The organism is Roseococcus sp., assembly GCF_965227005.1.
Classification (GTDB): Bacteria; Pseudomonadota; Alphaproteobacteria; order Acetobacterales; family Acetobacteraceae; genus Roseococcus.
Genome location: NZ_CBDDFJ010000036.1, coordinates 193074 through 207007, shown reverse-complemented (window position 1 = coordinate 207007; position 13934 = coordinate 193074). Strand labels below are relative to the sequence as shown.

The following is a 13934-nucleotide window of genomic DNA, read 5'->3' as shown; positions in this document are numbered from 1 at the left end:
GCTCAGGACTTCGCGCTCTCGCGCACCACGGCATCCGGCCGCGTGCGCACCGTATCCTGCAGCTTCATGCCGAGCCCCGGCGCGGTGGGCGCCTGCACCATGCCGTTGCGCAGCACGGGCAGCTCCGTGACGAGGTCGCGATACCAAGTGGCCAGCGTGGCGCGCACCACCTCCTGGAAGATCGCGGTCGGGGCATGGAGCGCGAGGTGCAGCCCGGCCATCAGCGTCACCGGGCCGGTGCAGTCATGCGGGGCCAGCGGCTTCGCGTAGGCCTCGGCCAAGGCCGCGATCTTGCGGCCCTCCGTCAGCCCGCCGCACCAGGCGAGGTCGAGCATCACCATGTCCAGCGCATCGCCCGCCAGGAGGTCGCGGAAGGGCACGGCGCCGCCCAGCGTCTCGCTGCCGCAGATCGGCGTGCGGGTCTGGCGCCGCAGGTCGGCCAGGGTGCGGACGTCGTCCATCTTGGCGATGGGATCCTCCGCCCAGAAGACGCCGACATCCTCCAGCGCGCGGCAGATGCGGATGGCGGCGTGGCTGCTCCAGAGGCTGTGGAGCTCGGCCATCACCTCGATCCGGTCGCCCACGGCGGCGCGGATCTTGCGGAAGGGTTCGAGCCCGGCCTTGAGGTCCTCCAGCGAGATCATGTGCCCGCCCGAGGCCTCGGCATAGATGTCGAGCGGCCAGATCTTCATGGCGGCATAGCCCTCCGAGAGCAGGCTCTCGGCCAGCTTTCCGGCGTCGTTCATGAAGGCGATCTGGTCGTCATAGGGACCGGCGGTCTCGTCCTGGCCGGAGACGTTCCGTCGCCCGCCGGCGGCGTTGTAGGCGTAGCCGGCGCAGGTGTTGTAGGCACGGATCTCCGTGCGCACCGCCCCACCCAGGGCCTCGTGCACGGGAATGCCGTGGCGCTGCCCCGCGAGGTCCCACAGCGCGATGTCGACCGCGCTCGCCGCGCGGATCTCCGCGCCCGCGCTGTGGAAGCCGAGATAGGGCGTCATCAGGTGGCGCGAGACGGCCTCGATGCGACGGGAGTCGCGGCCGAGCAGGAAGGGGGCCACCTGCTCGTGGATCACCGCCTCGACGGCCTGGGCGCCGCGGAAAGATTCGCCGAGGCCGGTCAGCCCCTCATCGGTCTCGAGCTCCAGCCAGATCAGATTGGGCCGCTCGGTGATGCGGATGGTGCGCAGGCGCGTGATCTTGGACAAGCGGAGGTTCCTGTAAGGCGCCGGTGCGGGTCGCGCGGCTGGCCTGGCCCCGGCGGGCCATGGCCGCATTTCCTCGATGATTCTCGTTGCCGGTAAGGTTTGGTCGCCGCGCCGGATCTGTCAAACGGACGCGCGGGGATGCTGGCGGAGCAAACCTCCGGTCATCGACATGCGCGCCACGCCTTACTGCGCCGCAACATCACCGCAACTCCGACACCTTTTGCTGGTTCCATGCAGGTTCCTGGAGTGCTGCATGCGCCCAACGCCCGCCCCCACCACCCTTCTCGGCGCAGCCTGCGCGGCTCTTCTGGGCGGAGCTCTCATCCTCGCGATCTTTGGGTGGCAGATCGTTCCGCCCTCGCACACAGGCTGGATGCTGTCCGGGCAGATCGGGCCCGATCCCGTCCAGTACTGGCTCGGCTGGACGTATTTCCGGCTTGTGCCCTGGGCGCTCCCGCCGGGGGTCAACCCGCTGTTCGGGATGGAGCTTTCCTCCTCGATCTTCTACGCGGATTCCATCCCACTGCTGGCCTTCGCCTTCAAGGCGCTGCGTGGCCTGGTCGAGGTGGACCAGTATTGGGGGATGTGGATCGTCGCCTGCGGGGCATTGCAGGGCTGGCTCGCCTGGCGGCTGATCGGGCGGCTGACCGAGGCCCCCCTCGCCCGGCTGGCCGGCGCGATGATCTTCGTGCTGCAACCCATGCTGCTGAACCGGATGGGAGGGCATTTCGCCCTTGCCGGACAATGGCTGATCCTCTGGGGCCTGTTGCTGGTCCTCAGCCCGGCCGGGCGGCTGCGCGCGGCGGGCTGGGCCGCTCTGGTGCTCGCGGCCTCGCTGATCCACTCCTACATCCTGCCGATGGTCCTGGCGCTCTGGGTGGCCGACTGGTGGTCGCGCCGCAGCCTCGCCGAGGCGGCCATCGTCCCCGCCGCCGGGATCGCCGGCCTCTGGGCGGCCGGCTTCTTCGTGCTGGGCGCGGGCCATGGCAATGACCAATACGGCACGATGCAGCTCGACCTGCTGGCCCTCTTCGATCCCGCCTTCTGGGGTGGCTTCCTGCCCGACCTGCCCGATCCGGACCATCCGGAATCCGGCAGCTCCTATCTCGGCCTGGGAGCGCTGCTGCTGCTTCCTTTCCTGCTCTTCGTGCCGCCGCGGCGCCGACTGATCCCGCTGATGCTGGTGCTCGCAGCGATGCTGGTCTTCGCCGTGAGCCATCGCGTCACGATCGGCGGCACGGAGATCGCGACCGTGCCGCTGCCCGATCGCGTGGTGACGCTCTTCGGTATGCTCCGCTGCTCGGAGCGCTATGTCTGGCCCCTGGCCTATGCGTTGATCCTCGCCGGCATGGCGGGGTTGCTGCGCGCCTTCGGGCCGCGCTGGGGCGGCTTCGCGCTGCTGGCCCTGCTGCTGGTTCAGGCGACGGATCTGCGGCCGGGCTATGCCCGCATCGCGCATTTCTTCCCGCCCACGGCCGACCAGCTGCCGCTGCGCCTTGCCGATCCCTTCTGGGCGCAGGCCGCCCAGCGCTACCACGCCGTCCGCCTCGTGCCGGCGGGCAACCAGGGCCGCGGCTGGGAGGAGGTCGCCGTCTTCGCCGCCCGGCACGGCATGCCGACGGACGCCATGTATCTCGCGCGGGCCGATGCCGGCGCCATCGATCGCCTGCGCGCCGACATCGCCGAGCGACTGGCCGAGGGCCGGTACGAGCCGGGCGTGTTCTATGTCCTGCGCGATCCCGAGACGGTGGAGCTGGCGCGGGCCGGGATGCAGGAGGGGCGCGACGCGCTGATCCAGGCCGACGGCCTCGACGTGTTGGCCCCGGACTGGATCGTTACCTCCACGATCGCCTTGACGAAGAGGATACCGATCGCCTCAGGTGAGGGCCTGCCGCCGGGCGTTCCGGCGGCTCCCCCCGGGCTGGAGAATCTCGATGCTGATCCGCAGCCGCCGCGGCTTTGAAATTCCCGAAAGCCAGGTGACGCCCGAGGCGCTGGTGCTCAACCGCCGATCCCTGCTCGGCGCCGGCGCGGCGCTTTTGCCGGCGGCCTTCGCGGACCCGGCGGGGGCCCAGTCCGTCACCGCCTCGCCCCCCCTGCCCCCCGCGCAGCGCAATGCGCGTTTCGTGCCCGGCCGCGACATCACCGCCGAGCGCGAGGCCACGACCTACAACAACTTCTACGAATTCGGCTCCACCAAGAGCATCTCGCGCGACGCCGCGCGGATGCCGCTGCGCCCCTGGACCATCAAGGTCGAGGGGATGGTCGGCAAGCCGCGCGAATTCGCCATCGACGAGTTGATCGGCCTGATGCCCATCGAGGAGCGGGTGCTGCGGCTGCGCTGCGTCGAGGGCTGGTCGATGGTCATCCCCTGGACCGGCTTCCCGCTCGCCGAGCTGGTGAAGCTGGTGGAGCCGAGCTCGAGCGCGCGCTTCATCGCCTTCCAGACCGCCGCGATCCCCGCCGTGATGCCCGGCCTGCGCCAGACGTGGTATCCCTGGCCGCATACCGAGGGCTGCACCGTCGCCGAGGCGATGAACGACATGTCCTTCCTGGCCGTGGGCAATTACGGCAAGCCGCTGCAGGGCGCGAACGGCGCGCCGATCCGCGTGCTCTTTCCCTGGAAGTACGGCTTCAAATCCGGCAAGTCGATCGTGCGGATGACCTTCACGGACCGCCAGCCCGCCACCTATTGGAACACGATCCAGCCCTCGGAATACGGCTTCTGGGGCAATGTGAATCCGCAGGTCGCGCATCCGCGCTGGAGCCAGGCGAGCGAGCGCGTGATCGGCTCGGGCGAGCGCGTGCCGACGCAGCTCTTCAACGGCTATGGCGAGTTCGTGTCGGACCTCTACACCAATCTGCAGCGCGAGCGTCTCTGGGCGTAGGGGCGGCCTCCGAAGCCGCGTTTGGCCCGGCGAGGAATTCAGTTATCGCTATATCTGGTGCCGGACAGCGGCCCTATCGCGGTTTGAGCATTAATTATTGCGATAATATATATCTCGATTAATAAACCTTCCGCGGGCTTCGCGCATTGTCTTGGACGCCTCCGCCCAACCGAGGATGGCCTTGGCGACGGCATGCGAGATGACCAGCAACCAGGAGAGCGATCATGAGCAGTGGAACCTTCACCGTCACCGACGGCGCCGAGATCTTCTACAAGGACTGGGGCGCGAAGGACGCGCGGCCGATCGTCTTCCATCACGGCTGGCCGCTGAGCGGGGACGACTGGGATGCCCAGATGCTGTTCTTCTACGCCAGGGGCTTCCGCGTCATCGCCCATGACCGTCGCGGCCATGGGCGTTCCAGCCAGACCGAGACGGGCAACGAGATGGACACCTATGCGGCGGATGTCGCGGCCCTGGCCAAGCATCTCGACCTGAAGGGCGCGATCCATGTCGGGCATTCGACGGGCGGCGGCGAGGTCGCGCGCTATGTCGCGCGATATGGCGGCGGCGGCCGGGTGTCCAAGGCGGTGCTGATCGGCGCCGTGCCGCCGGTGATGGTCAAGAGCGACAAGAACCCCGGGGGCGTGCCGCTCGAGGTCTTCGACGGCATCCGCGCCGGGCTCGCCGCCAATCGCGCGCAATTCTATCGCGATCTGCCGGCCGGCCCCTTCTACGGCTTCAACCGCGAGGGCGCGAAGGTGTCCGAGGGCGTGATCGCCAATTGGTGGCGCCAGGGCATGATGGGCGGCGCGCAGGCGCATTACGAATGCATCAAGGCCTTCTCCGAGACCGACTTCACGGAGGATCTGAAGAAGATCGAGGTGCCGGTGCTGGTGCTGCACGGCGATGACGACCAGATCGTGCCTTATCAGAATGCGGGCGTGCTTTCGGCCAAGCTGGTGAAGAACGGCACGCTGAAGATCTATCCGGGCTATCCGCATGGCATGTGCACGACGCATGCGGAGGCGATCAACGCCGACCTGCTGGCCTTCTTCAAGACTTGATCGAGCAGGCCGGACGCCGGGGTAATTCCCCGGAATGTCCGGCCATTCCGCCCTCGTGAGCCCCAGGAATTTTTAATCCTGCAAATTTTGATGGGCCACTCCCAATAGGGGGCGAGGATGCCGATGCTGAGCCAGAAGAATGGACGAAGGTCCGTCCCCCGGCCTGATCTTCCGGATTGCCTGCGCCGCGAGATCCCCGCATGAGAATCGTGATGATCAGGGCTAGCGCGGCGACGGAATTCCCACCTTCACCACCCTCCGGCTTTCGACGCTGCGTCGATGTCAGGGTCGTTTACATAACGTTCCAAGATGCGCACAAAAATCATTCAACATATTGAATAATTACAGTATTTTTCCGTGGCACGGAAAATGCTCTTCCCCTGCTCGCGCCCTCCTGAGGGGCGTCCAAGAACGAGGAGGGTTCACATGTTCAACTTGAATGTCATCGGCGCGGCATCAGCCGCCGCGCTCTCACTGGCGGTGGTTTTCGGATCCGGTGCTGCCTCTGCGGCGCCCGTCACCATCACCGCCACGACCCCCACCTGGTCGAACGTGGTCGGTGGAAGCGACATCAACTTCGGCACGTCCGGCTCTGGGAACAACACCGTCACCCAGGTCTTCTGGGGCGATCCCGCAAGCTCCGGCGGCCAGAGCGGCCTGGGCTTCAACCCGTCCAACCCGCCGAGCGCCACCGTCCAGACCGACACGACGTTCCTGCTCGGCACCCTGACCCACTACAACGAACCGATCGCCGGTGGCACCGCGGCCAGCTCCGTGCGCCTCAACCTCGCGACGGCCATCTCGGGCGCGGTCCCCTCGTCGCAGACCTTCAGCTATCAGTTCCTGATTGACGAGACGCCCAACACCCCGCCCTGCGCCTATCCGAGCACGACGCCCTGCGCAGACGCGATCACCTTCAACAACCTGACAACCTCCTCGTCCTTCACCATCGGCGGGGTGCCCTACACGATCCAGCTGCTGGGCTTCTCCAGTGATGGCGGTGCGACGCTCTCCTCCCAGTTCATCAGCCAGGAGGGCGGAAGCAACTCCATCGGCCTCTACGCCCGCATCACGACGCCCACGCCCGTGCCGGAGCCTGCGACCTTCGCGCTGCTCGGCGCTGGCTTGCTCGGCTTCGCCGCCGCGCGGCGCCGCCGCCAGAACTGATCTGAGCGGTCACATTGGGAGGGGCCGGCTCGCCGGCCCCTTCTGCTGTCACGGGCCAAGCGCCCACGATGTGTAAAGCCGACCATCACCTCCGCGCAAAAAACTTGCATCGGCGCGCCGCAGACATGACACCGGGGCACCACCCCCTCCGGCGTTGCCCCCCGCGCGCCCAAACACCGACGCGGACGAGCGAAGGCTCCGCGGGTTGCATGCCAGGTCCCGCATCGAGCAGCCCGCCCCTTCCGCCCGCGATGTCCTGGAGAAACGCGATGCGTCGGGGAGACCCGCGCCGCGCAGAGATCATATGCGAAATCCGACTACGCCGGCGGGCGACACCGCAATTCAGCGCACCCTCTCAGCCTGCCGTGGCACCTTCGGGATCGTCGGTGCCTTCTCCGGCGTCGCGAACCTGCTCCAGCTCACCGTCTCGCTGTACATGATGCAGGTCTTCGACCGGGTGTTGACGACCCGCAACACCGACACGCTGATCCATCTCACCACGATCGCGATCTTCGCCCTGGCCGTCCTGGCGATCCTGGACGCCATCCGCGGGGCGGTGATGCAGCGCGTCGCCGGCTGGCTGGAGACCCGCCTGGCGCCGGAGGGCTTCGCGCGCGCCCTCGAAGCCCATCTGCGCGGGCGACCCTATCGCATGGAAGCCCTGCGCGACCTCGCCACCTTCCGGAGCTATCTCGGCTCTCCCGGCATGCTGGCCATCTACGATCTGCCCTGGGCGCCGATTTACCTCTTCGTAATCTTTCTGCTGCACCCCCTGCTCGGCGCCGTCGCGGTCGGGGGCGCGGTGCTGCTCTTCGTGCTGACCCTGGTGAACGAGGCGATGACCTCCCGACTGATGCGCGAGGCGAATGTCGCGGGCCAGGCCAGCCAGCGCCGCGCCGAGGCGATCGGCCGCAATGCCGAGGTGATCGATAGCATGGGCATGCTCCCCGCCGTGCTGGCGCGCTGGCGCGAGGAGGTGGCGCGCATGCTGCCGCCACAGCGCCGCGCGGCGAACCGCGCCAGCTGGATCGTCGGTATCTCGCGCTTCTCGCGCCTTGCGGTGCAGCTCGCCATCCTGGGCCTCGGCGCCTGGCTCGTGCTGCAGCAGCAGATGACGGCCGGGGCCTCCATCGCCGCCTCGATCGTGATGGGACGGGCGCTGGCGCCGGTCGAGCAGCTCGTCGGCTCATGGAAGCAGCTGGTCGCGGCACGGCAATCCTTCCGCCGGCTGCAGGCCTTCTTCGACCTGCCCCGGCTGCGTCCCGAGGGGATGCGCATGCCCGAGCCTGCCGGATGGCTCTCCGTGGAGCGGCTGTCCTATGTCTTTCCCGGCGCCAGCGAGGCGGTGGTCAAGGGCGTCAGCTTCGCCCTCACACCGGGGGAATCGCTGGCCATCATCGGCCCCTCGGGCGCCGGCAAGACCACGCTGCTGCGCCTTCTGGCGGGCGTGGCGCCGCCCGCGGCGGGCAATGTGCGGCTCGACGGCGCCGACGTCTTCCTCTGGCAGCGCGAGGATTTCGGCCGCCATTCCGGCTACCTCCCGCAGGATGTCGAACTGTTCGAGGGGACGGTCTTCCACAACATCGCGCGTATGGGAGAGGCCGCCCCGGAGGAGGTGTTCGAAGCTGCGAAACTCGCCGGCTGCCACCACATGATCCTGCGCCTTCCCGACGGCTACGACACGCAGATCGGCGAGGCCGGCATGCGCCTTTCCGGCGGGCAGCGGCAGATGATCGGCCTCGCGCGCGCCTTCTTCGGCGACCCTCGCCTGGTCGTTCTGGACGAGCCCAGCGCCAGCCTCGACGGCGAGGGCGAACAGGCGCTGGTGCGCGGCATGCAGGCGCTCAAGGCGCGGCGCGTCACCGTGGTCGTCGTGTCCCATCGCCCCGCGCTGGTGCAGGCCGCGGACAAGGTGCTTATCCTCAAGGACGGCAGCCTGGCCGCCTTCGGCCCGCGCGAGGAGGTCACCCGGCGGATGATGTCGCCGCAGCCGCCGCGCGTCGTCGCGGCGGAGCAGATGTCATGAGCGCGCGGCAGGACATCGCGCGCCGACCCATCGCTCCAGCCCTCGATCCGCTGGGACAGGACCGGCCGCGCACCGGATGGCTGATCGCCGCGGGGCTCTTCGTGACCATCGGACTGTTCGGCGGCTTCATGGCCTGGGCCGTCTTCGCCCCGCTCGCCGAAGCCGCGATCGCGCCGGGCGTCATCAAGGTCGAGGGAACGCGCCGCACGCTCTCCCACCTCGAGGGCGGCATCATCCGGGAGATCCTCGTGCGCGACGGCTCCGCCGTCGCGGCGGGGGATGTCGTCATGCGGCTGGACGACGTCCAGTCCGGCGCGACCCTGGAAGGGCTGCGGGCGCAGCGCTTCGCGCTCCAGGCGCAGGGCGCCCGGCTGGAGGCCGAGGCCACCGGCGCCGCCGGGATCACCTTCCCGCGCGATCTCGCCGCTTCGGGAAACGAGCGCGCGCAGGAGGCCATGGCCGGGCAGCGCACCTTGTTCGAAGCGCGGAACGCCAGCCTCGCGAGCCAGCTCCTCGTGCTGGAATCCCGCGTGACGCAGCAGCAGGCGGCGATCGCCGGCGCAGAAGGCCAGATCGAAGCGACGCGACGCCAGCTCGAACTCATGCGACAGGAGGAGGCCATGCGCAGCGGCCTCGTGCGCCAGGGCCTCGCGCGGGTGCCGGAGCTCCTGGCCCTGCAGCGCGCACTGGCTGCCCTCGAAGGCCAGATGCAGGATCTGACGAGCCAGGTGCGCCGCGCCGAGGGCGCCATCGCCGAGGCGCGCGGCGGCATTGCCCAGACGCGCGACCAGCGTCTGCAGGAGATCGGCACGGAAGCACGCGACGTCGCGGCCCGCCTGGCCGATACCGAGGAGCGCCTGCGGGCCGCGGCCGACGTCTCGGCGCGCCGGGAAATCACCGCACCCGAGGCCGGCACCATCCTGAACCTGCGCCAGTTCACGGCCGGGGCGGTTCTGCGCGCCGGCGATCCCGCGATGGACCTCGTGCCGGCGCAGGACCGGCTCGTCGCGGAGGTGAATATCCAGCCGAACGACATCGACGTCGTGCATGTCGGCCTGCCGGCGGAGTTGCGCCTGCCGGCCTTCCGCCAGCGGCTCATTCCCGTGCTCCACGGGGTCGTGACCTTCGTGGCGGCCGACGTGACGTCCGATCCGCAGACCCGGGCCAATTTCTTCCGCGCGCAAATCCGGGTCGACGACGCACAACTTGCGGCCCTTCCCAGTATTACCCTGGTCGCGGGGATGCCGGTGGAGGGCCATGTCCAGATCGGTCAGCGCAGCTTCTGGCGCTACCTGACGCAACCGATCCGCGACAGCCTCGCGCGAGCCTTCCAGGAGCAGTAGCGGAGGGCTTGTCCTCACGCTGGCTTTGCCAGGACAGCGCGATCGCGACGGGGAAAATTGCGCCTATCTAAATTTCGCCAAAATCTGCTGCCATTCAAATAAAATAGCCGAAAGTATCAGCGGATTATTTCATTTAGTTATAATGGCGGAAATGTGCTGATTTTGGCGTTTTTATAGTAGTTATGGATTGCCTCGTCGATTGCTCCCAATATGCACATAGGTCGTCGGACCTCCGTGTGAGCACCAGGGTGAGATGCCAAGATCCGAGTCGCCGCGTGGGCTCCATGCCCCTCCAGACGAAAGCGAACCTGCCCGCTTCATCGCCGGCTTTCGCGCAAATAGTCTTGAAAGCGCCAGGAGCTTTCTCGAAGCCCTGCCGCGGGACGGGAACATCGGCTACGTTCTTTTCGTGGCCGCAGATCCCTCGGTTGAGGACAATCACGCGGCAAGCTGGCTCGCCACCCATTCGCCCCTTCCCCTCGTCGAAGCCGCGAACGGCATGGCGGTCTCGGCTGATCGGATCCATCTCGCGCCCGATTTCGGTCAGTTGATCATCCGGAACGGACGGCTTCACTTTCAGGGTCAGGAGCCAGCCAGCGAGGACGTCGGCTTCGATATTTTCCTGCAGGCCCTGGCCATCAGCGAAGGACCGCGCGCCGTCGCCTTTGTGAGGGATGGCCACGAAGGCGCGATGGGACCCAGGATGATCCGCGAGGCCGGGGGCCTGCTGATCGCGGAAGCCCGGATGTTGAGGCAACTCTCTGCCGCGCATGGCGGACAGAGCCTCTTCCCTGGGGACGCTCGCTCCGCGGCCGTTCCGCTTCAGCCGCGCCCGGGAGCCGGCGATGATACCGCCGGGAGTTCGCCCGATCCGCCCGCCACTGCCGGCGATGCCCATCCCCAGATGCCGGAGCCGCGAGCCGTCGCGGGCGGCTTCTTTCGCGACGCCGCCTCGCTTTTCGATCTCCAGGAGTGCCTCCGGCTGTCCGTTGCCACCGAACAACCGGAGCAGCGGCGCGAGGAGTTTCGCGTCTGGGTTCTCGGCTGCGGGACCGGCGAGGAAGCTTACACCGTCGCGATGCTGGCGGCCGAGGCGCTCGAATCCAGCGCTGTGCCGCTTCGGGTTTTCGCCGCGGATTTGGACGCGACCGCGATCGAACGGGCACGGCATGGGGTCTATGGGCGCGAGGTCATGCTGGACGTGCCGGCAGAATACCTCCAGCGCTACTTTATCGAGGATCGAACGAGCTGGCGCATCACGCCACGGCTTCGCGACAGCGCCGTGTTCAGCCGGTACACGCCGACGGACCCGCCGCTGTCGCGCATGGACGTGATTGTTTGCCGGAGGCTTCTTTCCTCCCTGCCCCGGGAGGAATGGGCCCCGCTTGTGGCGAAGTTCCGCTTCGCCCTCAACCCTGGCGGATTGCTGCTGCTGGGCCCCGGCGACGAGGTGCCTGAGCTGGACGGCTTCCAGGCCGTGCCCATGTCCCCGCATCTCTATGTGCGAGGGATTGCGCCGGCCGAGATGTCGGCGTCGCTCGCCTCTCCGGGGTCGATCCCGACGGATCGGCCCCGAGCGGCCGAACCGCTGACGCTGGAGAACCAGGCGCTGCAACTCGAGATCCAGGCGCTTCGGCAGGAGGCCGCCACGGAGCAGCGCCAGTCCAGCCTCCGCTTGGAAGACGCTGTCGGCCTGGAGGAAGAACTGACGCGGCTCATCCGCGTTTCCGACACCACCGAAACCGGGCTGCAGGATCAGTTGCGGCTCGCCAGGGGCGCGGAGGGAGAGCTGTGGAACATCGTCGCCAGTTCGCCGTTTGCCGTTCTCCTTCTCGACATCAGCCTCAACATCCGGTTTTTCACGCCCTCAAAGCGCCTGCCGTTCCGGATGATGCCCCGGGATGTCGGCCGGCCGGTTGCCGACATTGCTTCGCTCGTCGACGATCCCGAGCTGATGGAGGCCGCGCGGTTCGTCATCGCCACCGGGGAAAGCGCGAGCCGCGAAGTGGAGCTGCCGGACGGAACCTGGCTCATGCGCCGCATTCATCCTTATCTTCAGGGTTCCCCCGATCCAGCGGAGGGCAGGCTGGCCGGCGTCATCATCTCCTATGCCGACATCCGCGAAACGAAGGCGGCGGCGGCACGGGCGGAAGCCATGCGGAGCATTGCGGGCGATCTGGTGCGCGCACACTATCAGCCGCTGGTGGTCCTCGATGCGAATCTGCATGTCATCTTCTCGAACCACGCGTTCCGCGAGACCTTCGGGGGCAAAGCGGACGAGGCCGCCTTGCCGGCGCTGCTTGGAGCGGCCATCCGCGCCACCCCCCAGCTCGCCGCCTTCCTGACGAGCCGCGACGATCGCGGCGAGCGGATCGACAATTGCGTCATCCAGATCACCCTGCCTGCCACCGGCCTGCGGACGCTGCGCATCGTGATTTCGCACCTGCCGCCCAGGCGCACGATGCTGGCCATCGAGGACATCACCGAGCGCGCCGTCGTCATGGCGAGCCTCGAGAACGCCAAGTCCGCAGCGGAACGCGCCAGCTACGACAAGTCCCGAATGCTGGCCGCGGCGGGCCGCGATCTCCGCCGGCGCCAGGAGGCGCTCGCGCTCGCGCATCGGCAGCTGACCGGACTGGAGCCTGGCGTCGAGCTCGCGGCGAAGATGGAACGTCTCGGCTCCACCATCAACGAGATCGGGGGAATGCTCGATACGCTGCAGGACCGCGCGCAGCTCGACATGGGTGTGCTCGAAGTGGATCTGTCCACTTTCCCGGTCAACGTCGTCCTGGACGGGCTTCACGCGGATTTCGACCGGGACTTCCAACTCCATGGCCTGGAATGGCGCGTGGTGCGATCGGGGCAGATGATCGTCAGCGATCCTCGCATCCTGCGGCGCGCGCTGAGGCACCTGATCCTCGACCTGCTGCGCGCCACGCGCCTGGAGCGAATCCTGATTGGGTGCCGCCGGCGCGGAGGCCTGCTGCGGATGGAACTCTGGGCCCGTGGCGTGAGAATTCCCTTGCCTCTGCTGCGGACAAGCTTCGAACGACGCCCGCATGGCATGGCGCGCGAGGGTGGCGAGACCCTTGGCCTGGGCCTCGACATGGCGCGCAAGCTCAGCGAAAGATTGGGGCATCCGTTTCGCGTCGAGGCATCTTCTCCGGGCCAGCCGGTCTTCATCCTGGATCTCCCGACGGCCGCTCCCCTCGCCAGGACCAGCCTGCCGGCCGACCTGGCCGACGACATGCGCCATGTCCTCATCATCGTGGGCGACACGGAGCTTGCCGGCACCCTGCGGCTGCTGCTGGAGCGCGATGGCTATGCGAGCCTGATCGCGACGGATGCGGGGCATGGCGTCGGATTGGCCCTCGAACTTCCTCCGGCGCTCGTCATCACCGAGTTTGAGCTGGCCGGCGCCATGACCGGGCTGGATCTGGCGCGGCGCATCGCCGGCATCCGGCCGTTGCCCCCGGCAACCATCCTGCTCACCGACGACGTCGATGCCTCGGTCCTCCAGGAGATCGCCGCATCGAATTTCGAACAGGCCCCGCGCACGATCGACGCCGAGGAGCTGCTTGAGCGCGTCCATCGGCTTCTGCCGCATCCGATGGACCCGGTGGAGACGCCTGGAGCAATGCCGCTCGGCCAGATCTTCGTCGTGGACGGCGACACCGAGCGTCGGTCCCTGCTGCTGGACTGGCTCGAGAACCAGGGATGGAGCGCGGAGGGCTTTGCCAGCGGCGAAGCCTTCCTTCACGCGGACACCCCGGAGCGCCGGGGCTGCGTGGTGGCGGACTGGCCCACCGCAGAGACCGGCGCGCATCCATTGCTGCCCGTTCTGCGCTCTCTTGCCCACCGGCTCCCCACGGTTGTCATCGCCGATGGCGGCGACATCCAATTGGCGGTGCGGGTGATTTCGGCGGGAGCGGTGGACTTCATCAACCGGTCCGCCGACAGCCGCGCCCTCGCGCAGAGCATCCGAAAGGCCTCAGCGCAGATCGCCGTCGGAGCCCAGGAGCACGCGACGCGAACGCATGATTCCGAGCGCCTGACCAGCCTCACTCAGAGGCAAAGGGAAATCCTGGATCGCGTCCTCGCGGGCACGCCCAACAAGATCATCGCGGCCGATCTGAACCTGAGCCAGCGGACGGTGGAAAACCACCGCGCTACCATGATGGCAAAGCTCGGCGCACGCTCCCTGACGGAACTCGTCCGTATCGTGATGGGAGCGCGCTGAG

General features: G+C 67.9%; 8 protein-coding genes. 7 read left to right on the top strand and 1 reads right to left on the bottom strand.

Features of this window, described 5'->3' with window-relative positions; translation table 11 throughout:
- Nucleotides 1-2 precede the first annotated feature (2 nt).
- Nucleotides 3-1205 (bottom strand): mandelate racemase/muconate lactonizing enzyme family protein, encoded by a 1203-nt coding sequence (locus tag ACO057_RS18275; RefSeq protein ID WP_421994109.1) that lies wholly within the window; start codon nucleotides 1203-1205, stop codon nucleotides 3-5.
- A 253-nt stretch (nucleotides 1206-1458) separates the two neighbouring features.
- Between ACO057_RS18275 and ACO057_RS18270 the strand changes: the two genes are divergently transcribed.
- From ACO057_RS18270 to ACO057_RS18240, 7 genes are all read left to right on the top strand, one after another.
- Nucleotides 1459-3168, top strand: a complete 1710-nt coding sequence (locus tag ACO057_RS18270; RefSeq protein ID WP_421994107.1) for a DUF6311 domain-containing protein — start codon at nucleotides 1459-1461, stop codon at nucleotides 3166-3168.
- Nucleotides 3140-4093, top strand: coding sequence for a protein-methionine-sulfoxide reductase catalytic subunit MsrP (msrP, locus tag ACO057_RS18265; protein WP_421994105.1), 954 nt, complete (start codon nucleotides 3140-3142; stop codon nucleotides 4091-4093). Before ACO057_RS18270 ends, msrP begins: the two co-directional genes overlap by 29 nt.
- Before the next feature lie 224 nt (nucleotides 4094-4317).
- Nucleotides 4318-5157, top strand: coding sequence for an alpha/beta fold hydrolase (locus ACO057_RS18260; RefSeq protein ID WP_421994103.1), 840 nt, complete (start codon nucleotides 4318-4320; stop codon nucleotides 5155-5157).
- A 426-nt stretch (nucleotides 5158-5583) separates the two neighbouring features.
- Nucleotides 5584-6324 (top strand): THxN family PEP-CTERM protein, encoded by a 741-nt coding sequence (locus ACO057_RS18255; protein WP_421994101.1) that lies wholly within the window; start codon nucleotides 5584-5586, stop codon nucleotides 6322-6324.
- Nucleotides 6325-6628: 304 nt separating this feature from the next.
- Complete coding sequence (locus tag ACO057_RS18250; protein ID WP_421994099.1) at nucleotides 6629-8350, top strand: type I secretion system permease/ATPase; 1722 nt, start codon at nucleotides 6629-6631, stop codon at nucleotides 8348-8350.
- Nucleotides 8347-9693: an HlyD family type I secretion periplasmic adaptor subunit gene (locus ACO057_RS18245; protein WP_421994097.1), complete on the top strand. Its 1347-nt coding sequence runs from the start codon at nucleotides 8347-8349 to the stop codon at nucleotides 9691-9693. Before ACO057_RS18250 ends, ACO057_RS18245 begins: the two co-directional genes overlap by 4 nt.
- Nucleotides 9694-9946: 253 nt before the next feature.
- On the top strand, nucleotides 9947-13933 hold the full coding sequence (locus ACO057_RS18240; RefSeq protein ID WP_421994095.1) for a CheR family methyltransferase: 3987 nt from the start codon (nucleotides 9947-9949) through the stop codon (nucleotides 13931-13933).
- Nucleotide 13934: the final 1 nt, after the last annotated feature.

What these genes read in the sequence shown, in the direction of transcription:
- ACO057_RS18255 (WP_421994101.1), top strand. Translation starts at nt 5,584, where the DNA reads ATGTTCAACTTGAATGTCATCGGCGCGGCATCAGCCGCCGCGCTCTCA.
- ACO057_RS18270 (WP_421994107.1), top strand. Translation starts at nt 1,459, where the DNA reads ATGCGCCCAACGCCCGCCCCCACCACCCTTCTCGGCGCAGCCTGCGCG.
- ACO057_RS18260 (WP_421994103.1), top strand. Translation starts at nt 4,318, where the DNA reads ATGAGCAGTGGAACCTTCACCGTCACCGACGGCGCCGAGATCTTCTAC.
- ACO057_RS18240 (WP_421994095.1), top strand. Translation starts at nt 9,947, where the DNA reads ATGCCAAGATCCGAGTCGCCGCGTGGGCTCCATGCCCCTCCAGACGAA.
- ACO057_RS18250 (WP_421994099.1), top strand. Translation starts at nt 6,629, where the DNA reads ATGCGAAATCCGACTACGCCGGCGGGCGACACCGCAATTCAGCGCACC.
- msrP (WP_421994105.1), top strand. Translation starts at nt 3,140, where the DNA reads ATGCTGATCCGCAGCCGCCGCGGCTTTGAAATTCCCGAAAGCCAGGTG.
- ACO057_RS18245 (WP_421994097.1), top strand. Translation starts at nt 8,347, where the DNA reads ATGAGCGCGCGGCAGGACATCGCGCGCCGACCCATCGCTCCAGCCCTC.